Annotated in this window: 10 protein-coding genes; 6 read left to right on the forward strand and 4 right to left on the reverse strand. The window is 62.0% G+C overall.

From position 1 onward, the window contains the following. The first annotated feature begins 7 nt into the window (after positions 1–7). Positions 8–1,720: a B12-binding domain-containing radical SAM protein gene (locus tag C8D99_RS08195; RefSeq protein ID WP_166670086.1), complete on the forward strand. Its 1,713-nt coding sequence runs from the start codon at positions 8–10 to the stop codon at positions 1,718–1,720. Positions 1,721–1,857: 137 nt separating this feature from the next. Here the strand turns inward: C8D99_RS08195 and C8D99_RS08200 are convergent, their stop codons facing one another. Genes C8D99_RS08200 through C8D99_RS08210 form a run of 3 tightly spaced genes read right to left on the reverse strand, consistent with a single transcriptional unit; the run spans position 1,858 to position 8,353 of the window. Beyond that, a complete protein-coding gene (locus C8D99_RS08200; RefSeq protein WP_133957651.1) occupies positions 1,858–4,803 on the reverse strand; it encodes an NHLP bacteriocin export ABC transporter permease/ATPase subunit in 2,946 nt (981 codons plus the stop codon). 33 nt (positions 4,804–4,836) lie between these two features. Next, on the reverse strand, positions 4,837–7,065 hold the full coding sequence (locus C8D99_RS08205; protein ID WP_208321133.1) for an NHLP family bacteriocin export ABC transporter peptidase/permease/ATPase subunit: 2,229 nt from the start codon (positions 7,063–7,065) through the stop codon (positions 4,837–4,839). Beyond that, positions 7,058–8,353: an NHLP bacteriocin system secretion protein gene (locus C8D99_RS08210; RefSeq protein ID WP_133957652.1), complete on the reverse strand. Its 1,296-nt coding sequence runs from the start codon at positions 8,351–8,353 to the stop codon at positions 7,058–7,060. Before C8D99_RS08210 ends, C8D99_RS08205 begins: the two co-directional genes overlap by 8 nt. Positions 8,354–8,910: 557 nt before the next feature. Between C8D99_RS08210 and C8D99_RS08215 the strand changes: the two genes are divergently transcribed. The 3 genes from C8D99_RS08215 to C8D99_RS08225 all read left to right on the forward strand — a co-directional run bounded on the left by C8D99_RS08215 (position 8,911) and on the right by C8D99_RS08225 (position 10,366). Further along, on the forward strand, positions 8,911–9,489 hold the full coding sequence (locus tag C8D99_RS08215) for a GNAT family N-acetyltransferase (protein ID WP_243833873.1): 579 nt from the start codon (positions 8,911–8,913) through the stop codon (positions 9,487–9,489). Between the two features lie 21 nt (positions 9,490–9,510). Beyond that, positions 9,511–9,726, forward strand: a complete 216-nt coding sequence (locus C8D99_RS08220; protein WP_133957653.1) for a DUF6290 family protein — start codon at positions 9,511–9,513, stop codon at positions 9,724–9,726. A 79-nt stretch (positions 9,727–9,805) separates the two neighbouring features. Further along, a complete protein-coding gene (locus C8D99_RS08225) occupies positions 9,806–10,366 on the forward strand; it encodes a nitroreductase family protein (protein WP_133957654.1) in 561 nt (186 codons plus the stop codon). 634 nt (positions 10,367–11,000) lie between these two features. On the opposite strand, the gene C8D99_RS08230 is transcribed toward C8D99_RS08225, so the two are convergent. Then, positions 11,001–11,342 (reverse strand): cupin domain-containing protein, encoded by a 342-nt coding sequence (locus C8D99_RS08230; RefSeq protein ID WP_166670087.1) that lies wholly within the window; start codon positions 11,340–11,342, stop codon positions 11,001–11,003. A 390-nt stretch (positions 11,343–11,732) separates the two neighbouring features. On the opposite strand from C8D99_RS08230, the gene thrC reads away from it, so the two are divergent. Continuing rightward, positions 11,733–12,782 carry a threonine synthase gene (gene thrC / locus C8D99_RS08235; RefSeq protein ID WP_133957656.1) on the forward strand — a complete coding sequence of 350 codons (1,050 nt, stop codon included), beginning with the start codon at positions 11,733–11,735 and terminating at the stop codon, positions 12,780–12,782. Then, positions 12,779–14,239 (forward strand): homoserine kinase, encoded by a 1,461-nt coding sequence (gene thrB / locus C8D99_RS08240; RefSeq protein ID WP_133957657.1) that lies wholly within the window; start codon positions 12,779–12,781, stop codon positions 14,237–14,239. The genes thrC and thrB overlap by 4 nt, the downstream gene beginning before the upstream one ends. Positions 14,240–14,256 lie beyond the last annotated feature (17 nt).

The raw sequence follows: 14,256 nt of genomic DNA on the forward strand, positions 1-14,256 counted from the left end.
TGACGGGATGAAGATTCTTCTCTGCAACGTATCGAAAAAGTACGATACCAGCACCCATGATTATGTGGGGCTCTTTTACCTGGCGGGCGCCCTGGAAGAGGCCGGTTTTGAACCTGTGGTCTTTCATGGAAAACCGGAGCATCTCCTGGACGAGATAGAAAAGAACGGGCCCCGGGCAGTGGGTTTTTCCTGTGATTTCGACAATGTCCGGATCATCGAAGACCTGTCCCTGAAGATAAAGGAACGCTGGAATATCCCCATTATTGTGGGGGGCCCCCAGGGCATTGCCCTGGGGAGGGAGTTTCTTGAAAGCAGCGGTGCGGATTTTATCCTGCGGGGCGAAGGAGAGGTCTCGCTGCCCAGGCTTCTCAATGCGGTCCTGAAGGATGAAGGCGATGTCGGCGAGGTGAAGGGACTGGCGGGAATCAGAGACGGGGTCTTTATGGAAACCCCTCCTGAGATCATCGCCGATCTGGATACCCTGCCGCTGCCGGCCTACCATACGTCGCTGCACAAAGACCGCGCCTACGGAAATTTGATTTTTACCGGCCGGGGCTGCCCCTACCGGTGTGCCTACTGCGCCCCCAGCCCCGGAAAGCAGAAGGTCCGGCTGAGAAGCATCCCCCTTGTGCTGAAGGAAATCAAAACCAACCTGCACAACAACCCCGGACTGCGCTGCCTGATTATCATGGACGACACCTTTACCCTCAGCCGGGAGCGGATACAAGCCTTCTGCGAAGGGATGAGGGAGCTGCGGAAAGAACGGGATCTGGTCTGGTACTGTGAATGTCATGTGGGGCACATCAAAACCTTTATGGATATCCTGCCGGAGATGATCGATGCCGGCCTGATCCGTCTGCAGATCGGGATAGAATCCGGGGACCAGAATGTCATCGACCAGTACAACAAGCACGTCAGAATCGACGACATCGTTGAATTTGTAACCTATGCCGCCGGCTGCGGCCTTGCCCAGATCGCCACGAACTTCATTGTGGGGGGGCCGGCGGAAAAAGACGGGGCGACCGCCTCGCTGATCCGGACCCTGATCGACCGGGCCCCCGGAGTCATCGATATCATTACCGGTTTTTTGCGGGCCTACCCGGGAACTGACATCTCGGAGCATCCGGAGAAATTCGGCTTGCAGCTCCATGACGCCTCCGGCCGCCGGACCGGGGACGACTACCCCTTCGTAACGCCGGTCGGATGCAGCCAGGTTGAGGTGATGCACCATCGCCAGGCACTCAACAAAGAGATCCGCCGCAGCATGCAGCAGAAAATCAAAAAACGCGAACTGAAGCAGGAAGCGGTGAGAAAGCAGTTCGAAGCCGCATTCAAATACGGAATCCGAAGCCGGTGGTTCGCGGAGATTTCAGCCAATCCCAGAGCCTATGAATATTACTATGTGCTGTTTTTGAACGAGGGACAGCCCTTCGAGGAATCCCTGGATTTTTCCCGGGATTATCCCCAGCGGACTTTTGAATTATGGCGTGCCATGACGTTTTCGGAAGGATTTCCCCAGCTGGACGGCACGGCGCTCTCGCCGCTGGAGTATGAGCTGTTGTTGCGGTGCGCAGGTAAAAGAAGCCTCGGGACCATTGAGAATGAACTGTATGGATTGTTTGGTGCCCCGTACGAGGACCAACGGGAATTTCACGCAATGCTGCTCGGCATGCTCGGTACATTCGATTCCAGGTATTGGCTGACTCATTTCGTGGTGTAGCCGGAAAAACGGGGAGCCGGAGGGGCCCCCGCTCCGGCCGCGGAAGAGGTATGCCCGGGCATAGGGGTAGAAGCATATCCAGCATTCAGTAACAGCCGGGCACGCCCCTGTTCTCCGGGAGGCAGCGAACGGGGGCTCTACACCGTCTGCCTGCGGACCAGCTCTGCGAAGAGGCCGTTTTTCGCCATCAGCTCGCCGTACTTCCCCTCTTCGACAAGCCGCCCGTCCTCCAGAACGCAGATCCTGTCCGCTCCGATGATCGTTGAGAGGCGGTGGGCCACCACGATGCGCGTCGCCTGGATACCCTCCAGGCTGCGGCTGATCATCGCCTGCGTCCTGTTGTCGAGGGCGCTCGTGGCCTCGTCGAAGATCAGCACCCGCGGCTTTCCGGCAATGGCCCGTGCCACGAGAAGGCGCTGCTTCTGCCCTCCGGAGACCGTGTTCGCCCCGTCGGTGATGACGGTGTGGATCCCCATGGGCATCGCGGCGATGTCCTCCTCCATTCCGGCCATCCGGAGCGCCTCGTCTATCTGCTCCACCGACAGGCTGCGCGAACAGCGGATGTTGGATGCGATATCGCCCGAAAGCAGCCCTCCGCCCTGGAGGACCACGCCGATCTGCCGGCGGAGTTTCCCCAGGTCCAGCTCGGTGATGTCCCTGCTGTCGTAGAATACTCCTCCCGATTCCGGCTGGTCGAAGCCCAGAAGAAGCCGGATGAGCGTGGACTTCCCGGCCCCCGACGGCCCCACGATCGCCACGAACTCCCCCGGCTCGATGTGGAGGTCCAGCCCCTTCAACACCGGGGGGCCGTCCTTGAGGTACCGGAAAACGACCTGTTCCAGGTCGATCTTCCCCGAAATCTCCCCGGGATCGGTCTTGAGGTCGCCCGCCTCCGGTTCTGCCCGGAGAATGGGCGCGAGGTTCTCGACGAGGGGAAGCATGTTCATCGTGGCGGTAAAGGAGCTCACGATCTGGAAGAAAGCCGCCTGGAGCGCTCCGAAAGCCGACCAGAAGGCCATGAATTGTCCCGTGTTGTAGATGCCGTCCGCGGCGCTCCAGCGGACGAGGGCGTAGAGGACCGCGATGGCGACGGAGAGCGGGAAGAGCGCCAGTACGGTATTCAGAAAAACCTCGAGCTTTCTTGCTTTCGTCCCGAGCATCCGCTGTGCACCGAAAAGCTCGGCCCACCGGGCGAAGGACCGCTCCTCGGCCCCCGCTACCCGTATCTTCGAGATGCCGGTCATGATCTGGAAGGTGAGTGCCAGCAGGCGGTTCTGCAGGCCGGTCATCCTGCGCTGGAAGCGGAGCTGAACGAGATTCACCGCCACCATGAGCACCGCGGGGACGAGAAGGCACCCAAGGCCGGCGAGGGCCAGCTTCCAGTCGTACCAGAACGACTGCCCCAGGAAGAATACCAGGAAGACGCTCTGCACGAGGAATGTCTTCACCGTCCTCGACGCCGTCTCCCGGAGAGCGAAGAGGCCGAGCGCCCGGTTGGCGAGGTCGCCGGAGGTCGTCTTCCGGAAGAAGCCCACCGGCAGGCGCAGGATGCGGTCCCAGAGCCCGGTTGCGACGTCGTGGTCCAGCACTGTCTCCGAACGGAGAAAGGCGATGCCGTTGGCGTAGTGCAGCAGCCCCGAGGAAACCGCCACCGAAACCAGAATTGCGAAGAGCTGGAGCATGCGTCCCCGCTCGGCATGGGGAATCACCTCGCCGAATATCTGGCGGTTGACTTCGGGGGAGACCAGCCCGAGAAGGGCGAGGGCGACCGAGACGACGAAGACGAAGCCGAGGTCCTTCTTTGTTCCCTCAAGGCCGAAGCGGAGCAGGTCCATCCCTCCCAGCGGGGAGCCGGGAAGAGGACGATAGATCTGCACCGCGCCCGGTGCGAGAGTTCCGGCGATTGCCTCGTCGACTGCCCGCTCTCCGTCGTCGTCCGCGATGCGGTATCCGCGGCTCGTGGGCAACAGGGCAACCGGCGTACCGTCCCGGTACGCGATCAGGGGCGCTCCGTCGGAGAGCCACCACGGACCGGCGAGCGTCACCGTTCGATATTTGAGGTTCGAAGCCTGGGCGAGGTCGCGCAGCGATTCGTCTCCTCCCCCCTCTCCTCCCGGGGCGATTTTCCGGCCGAGGTATCCCGCCACGGTGGAAAAGGCCCTCCGGAGCGGAGAGTCCTCCCGCCGCGCAGCCCCATCCTCGCGGAGTTTTCCCGAGAGGGCGGACGCAAGGGTCGAGAGGGCCGTGGAAATGGCCCGCCTGCTCGACATCTGCATCTGCCGGAGTGCGCCGAGGTCGTCCGCGGCCCGAAGCCTGGCGTTCATGGCGAGGGAGGAGAAAACCATCTCGCAGAAGGCGTCGAAGACGGACGGGAATTCGCCCCCGCGAATCAGGTCCTCCGTGGATCGCCCATGCACGGTGCAGGATTCCAGCGGAACGATCCAGCAGTTCGGCGGAAGGGCGAAGGGCGTTCCTCCCGGCGAGAGGTCTTCGGTACCGACGAAGAGGGCTCTCCCCTCGACGATCTCTCCCCAGAGAAGCTCGTCCGTTCCCGCCGGCTTGTTGGCTTCGAGGGCCCCTCTCTCTCCGCCTATCTTCTGCCGCACCTTCGGCAGAGGCACGATGTCCTTGACGATGCCCCGGCCCAGCCCCTCGAGAAATTTGTCGACCAGGGAGGCCGTGAAGGCGATTCCCTGCCCTTCAGTCCCTTCGAGCAGCTTCGACCGGGCGATTCGAAGGACCTTCGTTCCCGGAATTCCTCCGGCGAGAAGCCCCATGGTATCGCCGAAAAATCCCCTTTCAACGCCGAAGAGGGCCTCTCCTGCCTCCATGGTGAAGAGGTAATCCCGCCCGCCGGTCTGAAGGGCGCCGTCCCGGGCGGTGACGTAGACGTCTACCTGGCCGGCGAGGACGCACCAGACGGTCTCCGGATCGTCGAGGAAGAACGGCGTTTTTCCGGTGATCTCAAGTTCTGTGCCATGGAGGGCAAGCTCTTCGAACATGGGGTTCATCCTTCCCTGGCGATCCGAAGCATTCCGCGGCAGGAACCGGAACAGCCCGCCGTGCCCGCCGGCTGTCGGCATGCACTGCTTCCTCCGGTACCGGCGGCAGAAATCTCAGTTCTCGATAAGACCGGCATAGCGTCCTCCAAGCCGCATCAGTTCCTCGTGAGTTCCCCGCTCCGCAACCTTTCCCTGGTGGAGCACGATGATCTCGTCGCAGTCGCGGATGGTCGAAAGGCGGTGAGCCACGATGAGGCAGGTGCACCCCCGGCGGCGGAGCGCACGGTCGATAGCCTCCTCGGTGGGCGCGTCCAGGGCGCTTGTGGCTTCATCGAGCACTATCAGCGACGGGGAGCGGACGAGCGCCCTGGCGATCTCCAGGCGCTGGCGCTGTCCGCCGCTGAAGTTGCGTCCGTTTTCCTCCACGATGGCGTCGTATCCTCCCTGGCGCGCGACCACGTCGCGGTGGATGCAGGCGTCACGGCAGGCCGCCACGAGCTGCTCCGTCGGTATCGACGGGTCCCAGAGGGAGAGGTTGTCGCGGATCGTTCCCTCGTAAAGGGATATCTCCTGGTCCACGAAGGAGAAGGATGTGGCCATCTCCTCCCGGGAAATTGACCCCAGGGGACGGCCGTCCAGCAGAATCTCACCCGTCCACGGCTCGAAGAGGCCGCAGGCGATGCGGGCCAGAGTGGACTTGCCCGAGCCGGATCCTCCCACAAGGGCCACCCGGGAGCCGGGAACGAGCGTCAGCGAAAAGTCACCGATCAGCGGATCGGAAAGCCGCGAATAGCCGAAGGAGATGTTCTTCATCTCCAGGCGCCCCGAGAGACGGACCTTGCGCCCTCCGGACATGGCGCCGTCTTCAAGTGCGGGGCGCTCGGCCATCCGCGGGTAGCGAAGCACGTCGTCGAGACGGTTCAGGTTCCCCTGCGCGGTCTGGAAGGAGTCCCAGAGGGTCACCAGCTCGGTTACCGGATTGATCGTCTGCTGCATCAGTGTCTGCAGCGCGAGCAGCATGCCCATGGTGAGCACACCGTTCATTACGCGGAAGCCGCCGAAGCAGAGCACTCCTGCGGCAGCCAGCGAGGTAAGGGCGGGAAGCACCGACTGGGTGCGGACGGCCAGGCGGGAGAGTCCGGCGCGGCAGTCCGCTATCTTGCTGAGCGAGCCGGCCAGGCGGGCGAACTGCTCTTCCTCGCCCCCGAAGGACTTGATGGTCTCAATGACCGCGAGCCCGCCGATGGCGGCCCCTGCGAATTTCCCCACCTCGCCGGTGAAGCGCTCGTTCAGGTCCGTCCGCCTGCGGTTCACCGAGACGATCAGCAGAGCGCACGTCACCGCCGTCAAAAGGGCGATCACCGAAACGGGCGGGTCGTACAGGGTGATCATCACCGCGTAGAAGAGCACCATGACGCATTGGAGCATGGTCGTCGCAAGCTCCCGCGAGAGGAGCTGCGCGACGCGGTCGTTCAGCTGCACGCGGTTGCCGATCTCCCCGGCGTAGCGCTGAAGAAAGAAGGTGTACGGAAGTTTCAGGAGGTGATGCACGAAGGATGCCGAGTCGCGGATGGCCATCGAGAGCTCCTGCCGGAGGAGCACCGACCCCTGCAGCCATGTCAGCGCGCCCTTGACGAGTGCGATGGCCGCCATAAGGGTGAGCATGGGGCGGAACCACTCGAACCGGCCCTCCACAAGAAGACGGTCGACGAAGATCTGCTGGAACGCGGGCTCCATCAACCCCGGAACGACCAGGGCCAGCCCCGCAAGAACGGCGAAGAAGAGGGCCGCTTTCGCCCCGGCCAGCCTTCTGCCGAGGGCCGCCCATGGACTCCGGCGGCGGCCTGCCGGGCGGAACTGCTCCCCCGGCACTATGGATATGGCGATCCCCGTGAACGACCGGTCCAGCGTCTCCCGGTCCACGGTGCGGGGGCCGGATGCAGGATCGTTGAGATAGACCGTACCGCCCTTGATGCCCTCGAGCACCAGGAAATGGTTGAAGTTCCAGAAGAGAATGAGCGGCAGCGGCAGATCGAAAAGACCCTGAGGCTCCTTCCGGAAACCCGAAGCCTCCATTCCGTGGCTCCGCGCGGCCTTGAGCAGGTTCGTCGCTTTGCTGCCGTCCCGGCTGACGCCGCATTCCTCCCGAAGCGTCTCCAGGGGCAAAAAGAGGCCGTAGTACCCAAGAACAATCCCCAGTGAGGCGGCACCGCACTCGGTGGCCTCCATCTGGATCATCGTCGGTGTCGAGACGCGGCGGTTCTTCCATAAGGGGAATTGTCCCGAAGGGGCAAGGGAAGACTCCCTGGGGGGCGGCGTCTTCATGACGGGGCGATCAGGCATCGCCCTTCCCTCCGCCGATTTCTTCTCCGATCCCGAGGAAGAACTTCTTCAGAAAGGGAAGGACCAGTGTCACCGGGGCCTGCCGCCTGACCACGACAGTCACGCCGCAGAGGGTGCCGCTCTGCAGGACTACGGGGGGGCCGTCGCCCGACGACCACACGTATCCGCTCTCCGTCTCTTCAGAGGGATAGAGAGCCATCATCACGGTGATGGGGGAGCCTCCCCGGGAGAGGGTCTGCACAAGCTGTTCGTTGCCCAGGACACGGGTCATTCCTCTCGCCGAAGCCGGAAACGAGGAGACGTTCGTCACCTTTCCGCGCAGGACGCCGAACTCTTCCTGCTTCACCACGGAAGGGGAGATCTGCGCCTCCATCCCGGACAGGATTTTCTTTCCGTCCTGGGGCTGGACGAAGGCGTGCACGTAGAGAGGCGCCCCGTCGCCGAGCGATTTCTCCACGGAGAGAAGCGCCTCCCCTGCGGATATGACCTGGCCTTCCGACTTGAAGACCTCGAGCACCCGCCCTGCGGCAGGACTGCGAACGGCCGTCTCCAGGTCATATCGTTCTTCGAGAGCGGCGAGCTGCTTTTCTGCGGTCAGAAGGCGCATGTCCACGTCGATCCTCTGCCGTTCGATCTGCGAGGTCGAGTCGGCCGCCGTCATCGGAAGGCGGGCAAGCTCCTCGTTGAACGAGAGGATCTCCTGCAGCACGGCGTTGTAGCGGTCCTTCACCTCGAGATACTGGGAACGGGTGATGTACTTTTTCGCGTAGAGGGCATCGTACTGCTCCAGCTGCTCACGCAGCGAGGATGCACGGTCCCGGGCGACCTTGATGGAGGAATTCAGCGCCTGCCTGCGCCGCGCGAGGTACTCCGACTCCAGGACTTTCTTGCTGTCTCCCATCTCCGTCCCCATGGTCCGTTCGGTCTTAAGGATCTCCACCCGGCCGCGCAGCTCGGTGATCTGGTGCCGCAACTCCATCTGGGCCAGCCGCGCAATGACCTGGTCCTTCTCGACGGGGTCGTCGATATCGACGTAGATGGCTTCGAGACGGCCGTTCCCCGGTGAGGGAGCGTCCGCATGCGCACCGAGGCGCAGCAGAATGCCCTGCCCGGAAACCAGCGTGGTCACCGTACCGTAGAAGCCCCATGCCGCCAGTACCCCCAGCAGCAGCAGCAGTGCTGACAGCGCCGCCCACGTCGCGGGGCGGACGACCTGAAAGAGCATGTCGAGCTGTTCGGGCGAGGAGAGCCTGTCGAGTGCGGACTGGCGGAATATCTGTTTTTTCACGGGCGAACACGCTCCTTCAGATACGGATCGACCTGCTGCTTTATCTCCAGGAAAAAAGCCGCCTTGGAGCCTGTTATAAAGGTTCTTTAAAAAGGGGCTGAATCCTGCGAGCCGTTTTCAGGAACAGGCCCGGCGAAAAAAAGCCTGCGCGGCAGGATGGGGCTGTCGGAACAATTGATTCACTGCTCAAACGGATGAAACAGAATCCCCGCCCCAAAAACATACCCTTCCAGGGGGAAGCATCACGCTGTCCGCTGATCGGAAAATTGATGCCAGGGCAAAATTATACACCGGATCTTTCAAGGAAAAAATCAGTCGCCCTGTGCGTTTTTTCGAGATGGACCGCAGGGAAAAATCTGAATGGCTCTATCTTGCCCGTCTGTGCAATAATTTGAACTGGGTAGCCTCACTACCCAGTTGATCTCTCAGACGTTCTTTTTCGGAGACGGCCTGTCAGGATCTAGCCGAAAGGGTCAAAAAGGCGGCGGAGGTGAACCGGAAAATCCGCGGCGGAGAAGAAGTGCTTTTTCCACAGAATCCATGAAGGAGGCTTTTCCATGATCATCTATCGGAACGCGGTGCCGGACGATCTGGCCGGTGTCGCCGAGCTGCAGAAACGGTACCACATTTCGACCATCCTGGAAGAGGACAAGGCGGACGGGTTCGTGACCACCCTGTTTTCCCCGGAACAGTTCCTGTCCCTGATGCGGGATGAAAACGGCCTGGCTGTGGCGTGCGACGGCGGCAAAATCATTTCCTATGCCATGGCGGCATCCTGGGAATACTGGTCCGCATGGCCCCTGTTCCGGCACATGATCGCCGACCTGCCGAACATCGAATACCTCGGGAGGGTCCTTTCCACGGAGAACTCCTACCAATACGGGCCGGTCTGTATCGCCGGGGAATATCGGGGGCAGGGAGTGCTGGAGCATATTTTCGAATTCTCCCGCCGGCAGATGGCGTCCCGCTACCCGGTGATGGTCACCTTCATCAACAGGATCAACCCCCGGTCCTATGACGCCCATACCCGGAAGGTGGGCATGGACCTGATCAAGACCTTCGACTTCAACGGCAACCACTATTACGAGCTGGGGTACGACATGAGCAGACCTGTCCCCGGGACGAGCCTTCTGTAGTTGCTTCATGCGGATGTTCTTATGGGAACGATTGCGATTCATGTAACGCCGGAAGAAGAGGCAATGTTGAGAAAATGTGCTGAAGGAGCTGGTGTGAGCATCGAGGAGCTTTTAAGAAACTCTGTTCTTCAGTATGTCGCGGATGAGTCCGACAGGCAGGCGTACAGTGTGTATCTTGGGTACAAGGACCGTTGTACTATGCTGTCGTTTGAAGAGGCGAAAAAACTGTGGAAATGAGCTGCTTAAACCGGCTCAGAAGCAGATTTGATCATTCGAGAGAATGGAGCTTTTCTTCGATTCAAAAGGAGGCGATTCTATGATCGAAGCCGTCAGGACAAGGCGCAGCGTGCGCAAGTTTACCGGCAGGGACGTGGAGGACGAGGTTGTCCTTCAGCTTTTTGAGAGTGCCCGGCTGGCCCCGTCGGGGCACAACACCCAGCCGTGGCGGTTCATCGTGGTACGGTCTCCCGAGGCGAAACGGGCGCTGGCGAAGGCTGCCCACGGCCAGTCGTGGATGGATGCGGCCCCCGTGTTTATCGTCTGTGTGGCCGATGTCCGGTGCCGCATACAGGACGAACCCGGCCTCGAGGTAAACGAGACGAGTCCCCAGTTCGCCCTGAAGCAGGTGATCCGGGACACGGCCATCGCCGTGGAGCATGCGGTGCTGGAGGCGGAGGCCCTGGGCCTGGGTACGTGCTGGGTGGCGTGGTACGAGCAGGCGGACGTCCGTCCTATTCTTGGTATTCCGGCCGACAAATTTGTGGTGGCCATCCTGCCCCTGGGGTACCCCGCCGAGGCCCCCGGGGAACGTCCGCGGAAGAAGCTGGACGAGATTGTCATGTTCGAGAAATGGGAGGAAAAGGCTGGAAAAGCATAAAAAAGCGGGATCCTTCCCCTCCGGGGATGTTGCTCGGTTTTCCGCTCTCAGAACGATACTGTTCTGTTGTCATCCTGAGGAGCCGAAGGCGACGAAGGATCTCGTTTTTGGGGCAGGCTGAATCAAAAGCGAGATCCCTCGCTTTCGCTCGGGATGACAGGCAAGGACGGGATCCGCCGCTCCGCTCAGGATGACAAGCAGGGGCGAGATCCTTCCCCTCCGGGGATGCTCCCTCCGCTGCGCTCTGGATGCTGCGCGAGCGCGATCGTTTTGCTCAGGATGATACTGGTCTGTTGTCATCCTGAGGAGCCGCAGGCGACGAAGGATCTCGCTTTTGGGGCAGGTCGAATCAAAAGCGAGATCCTTCCTTTGCTCAGGATGACAAGCAGGGGCGAGATCCTTCCCCTCCGGGGATGTTGCTCGGTTTTCCGCTCTCAGAACGATACTGTTCTGTTGTCATCCTGAGGAGCCGCAGGCGACGAAGGATCTCGTTTTTGGGGCAGGCTGAATCAAAAGCGAGATCCCTCGCATTCGCTCAGGATGACAGGCAAGGGCGAGATCCCTCGCTTTCGCTCGGGATGACAGGCAAGGACGGGATCCCCCGCTCCGCTGGGGATGACAAGCAACGGCGAGGTTATTTCTGCTCCTGCTGCAGTTTCTTGAAGTCCTCCCGCACGGGGCAGAACACGTCGATGACGAGGCAGTCCTCGTGGGCGAAGCCTCCGTGGGCCTCTCCTCCGGCGAAGACGATGCCCTGTCCCGGGGTGAGGGTGACCTTGTGTTCGGCCGTGCCGATCTCCATTTTTCCGGCAAGCAGCAGTGTGGTCTGCTCGTGGGGGTGGTCATGGAAGGTGAGTTCCGTTCCCTTCTTGATCTCCCACTGGGCGAAGGTGAACCCCTCGGAGTGGATGAATTTTCCGATGAAGCCCGGCCTCCCCGTGAATTTTTCGACGGTTTCCATGTCAAATGTCCTCATGTCTGCACGCATCCTTTCGATTGAATGTCGCGGCGCCTGCGGTGAGCCCGAGAATGGGGCGCCGCCCTTGACACAATCCGGTCTCGCGAGTATAAGTAGGAATCAATTTCGTTTCCAATAATATGCCATTTACGCGATGAAGGGAAGAGTACCTTTTTCGGGCGGCGGACAGAGATGGGGGACCCTGGCTGAAAATCCTCCTCCGAAGCGGAAAAGGGAAGACCACCCCCGAGCGGGCGCCGAAGTCCTGAGGGAGGGAAGGCGCCGGGGTCCGCCCCCTACAGCGGGATTGAGCAGCCGATTTATTCGGAAGTGGAGTGGGACCGCGATGAGCCTGCATCGTCTCCAGCATGAGGACGATGCAGGCTTTCTTTTTCAGGAGGGAGATTTATGAGAAAAGGCATTCTGCATTCCTACGAGCGTTTTTTTCCCCTTACGGAGCGGACTCCCCGTCTTTCCCTGTGCGAGGGCGACACTCCCCTCGTTCCGCTGCGGAATATGGGCAGGGAACTCGGGGTGGAACTGTACGGCAAGTATGACGGCCTGAACCCCACGGGGTCTTTCAAGGACCGGGGGATGGTGCTGGCCGTGTCGAAGGCCCTGGAGGAGGGGGCGAAGGCCCTCATCTGCGCGTCCACGGGAAACACGTCCGCCTCGGCGGCTGCCTACGGAGCCGCGGCGGGAATTCCCTGCTTCGTCCTGCTGCCGGCGGGGAAGGTCGCCGTGGGAAAGCTGGCCCAGGCCCTGATTTACGGCGCCCGGGTCATCGCCGTCAGGGGCAATTTTGACCGGGCCCTGGAAATGGCCCGGGAGGCCTCCAGGGAAAAGGGAAGCCTCGCCATCGTGAACTCGGTGAACCCGTACCGGCTGTTCGGCCAGAGGAGCGCTTCGTGGGAGATCTGCGACGAGCTGGGCGACGCGCCGGACTGGCTGGTTCTGCCCGTGGGCAATGCGGGAAACATCAGCGCCTACTGCGCCGGTTTCGAGTTTTACAGGGAGATCGGCCGCATCGAAAAACTGCCCCGCCTGATGGGCGTCCAGGCCGAGGGGGCGGCCCCCCTGGTGAAGGGAAGCCCCGTGGACGAGCCGGAAACGGTGGCCACGGCCATCAGGATCGGTCATCCCGTGAGCGCCGACAAGGCACGGCGGGCCGTGGAAATTACCAGCGGCCAGTTCCTCTCCGTTTCCGACGACGAGATTCTGGATGCCCAGAAAATGCTGGCCTCCTCAGACGGGATTTTTGCCGAACCCGCTTCCTGCGCACCCCTGGCAGGCCTGGTGAAGCTCCGCAAAAACGGAAGGCTGCCCGGGGGGCTGCGGATCGTGCTGGTGCTTACCGGCAACGGTCTGAAGGATCCCGATTCCGCCGTGAGCAGGGTGGATCTGCCGGTGGAAATCGACGGAACTCCCGAAGCCCTGGCGGAGGTGCTCGGACTGTGAGCCTGCTCCGGGTGAAGGTGCCCGCGTCGAGCGCAAACCTCGGCTCCGGTTTCGACACGGTGGGGCTGGCCCTTTCGCTCTATAATTTTTTCGATGTGCTGGAGATCCTGCCCCATGGTCAGTACGAGGTGGACGTGGTGGGGGAGGGTGGCGGCGAGGAGTCCCTCGTGGCACGCAACGGCGTGGTCCGGAGCTACGAGCGGGCCTGCAGGGAGTGGGGCATGGAGCCGCCCGGGCTCCGCCTCCGGACCCTGAACGCCATTCCCATGAAGCGGGGGCTGGGCAGTTCGTCCTCGGCCATCGTGGGCGGTGTGGCCATCGCCAACGAGCTTCGTGAGCGCCCCCTGCCCAAGGAGGATCTCCTCCCCATGATGGTGGCCATGGAAGGCCATCCTGACAACGTGGTGCCCTGCTGCCTCGGCGGCATGGCGGTGAGCTGCTGGGATGGCGGGAACCTCCGGTTAGTCCGGATGCCGCCCCTTCCGCCGGACATGGTGGCCGTGGTGGCCGTGCCGGCGGTGGAACTGAGCACGGAGGACGCCCGGAACGCCCTGCCGAAGGAAGTTTCCATGAAGGACGCCGTCTACAACCTGAGCCGCTCCGCCCTTCTGGCCGCTTCCTGGGCCACGGGGAACTGGGACAATCTCCCCTGGGCCATGGACGACCGGCTGCACCAGCCGTTCCGGGCGAGGCTTTTTCCCGGCGGCGAAGCAATTCTCGAGGAGGTCCGCAGAATCCCCCAGTGTTCCGGTGTGGCCATCAGCGGCTCGGGCCCGAGCGTGCTGGCCTTTGCCCGGGGCGAGGCCCACAGGGTTGCGGAGCTCATGTGTTCCATCTTCACCCGGTCCGGCGTACGGTCCCGGTTTTTCGTCCTCTCGGAGGATTCCGCCGGTGTGACGGTGGCAAAGAACGTCAGCAGTACCGATATTTACCGCCCTCTCAGGAAAGGAAGTGTGTTCCCCATGGCTTTCGGTGTAGACGGTTCGGGCAGGTGCGTCGTGGAAGAAGTGATCAGCGACATGGACGTGGCGAAGATCGCCGTTCTCGGCGTTCCCGACGTTCCGGGCGTGGCGGCGAGGCTGTTCTCGGATCTCGCCGGAGCCGGCGTGGGTGCGGAGATGATCGTCCAGAGCGTCATGAGGGGGCAGATGAACGACATCGCCTTTATCGTGAAGCAGAGCCTTCTCGGGGATGCCATCGCCATCTGCAGGTCCTTCGCTTCCGGCGTGGGAGCCCAGGGGGTCACCTTCGACGCTGAGGTGGCGAAGGTGGCGCTGAAGGGGGATCTTCTCTCCGGGTGCCCGGAGATTCCGTCCCAGATGTTTTCCGTCCTCGCGGGGTGCAGGATCAACATAGACATGATAGCGGCGGCCTCCACGATCATCGCCTGCATCGTTGCCTCCCCCGACATGGAGGGAGCCTCTTCCGCCCTGTCCCAGGCTTTTCTCCGCTCATAGCCCCTATGGCGGAGAGT

The organism is Aminivibrio pyruvatiphilus, from assembly GCF_004366815.1.
GTDB lineage: Bacteria > Synergistota > Synergistia > Synergistales > Aminobacteriaceae > Aminivibrio > Aminivibrio pyruvatiphilus.

Excerpts from the sequence above, each read along its gene's own strand:
- C8D99_RS08195 (WP_166670086.1), top strand. The coding sequence starts at position 8 with ATGAAGATTCTTCTCTGCAACGTATCGAAAAAGTACGATACCAGCACC.
- C8D99_RS08200 (WP_133957651.1), bottom strand. The coding sequence starts at position 4,803 with ATGCCGACAGCCGGCGGGCACGGCGGGCTGTTCCGGTTCCTGCCGCGG.
- C8D99_RS08205 (WP_208321133.1), bottom strand. The coding sequence starts at position 7,065 with ATGCCTGATCGCCCCGTCATGAAGACGCCGCCCCCCAGGGAGTCTTCC.
- C8D99_RS08215 (WP_243833873.1), top strand. The coding sequence starts at position 8,911 with ATGATCATCTATCGGAACGCGGTGCCGGACGATCTGGCCGGTGTCGCC.
- C8D99_RS08220 (WP_133957653.1), top strand. The coding sequence starts at position 9,511 with ATGGGAACGATTGCGATTCATGTAACGCCGGAAGAAGAGGCAATGTTG.
- C8D99_RS08225 (WP_133957654.1), top strand. The coding sequence starts at position 9,806 with ATGATCGAAGCCGTCAGGACAAGGCGCAGCGTGCGCAAGTTTACCGGC.
- C8D99_RS08230 (WP_166670087.1), bottom strand. The coding sequence starts at position 11,342 with ATGAGGACATTTGACATGGAAACCGTCGAAAAATTCACGGGGAGGCCG.
- thrC (WP_133957656.1), top strand. The coding sequence starts at position 11,733 with ATGAGAAAAGGCATTCTGCATTCCTACGAGCGTTTTTTTCCCCTTACG.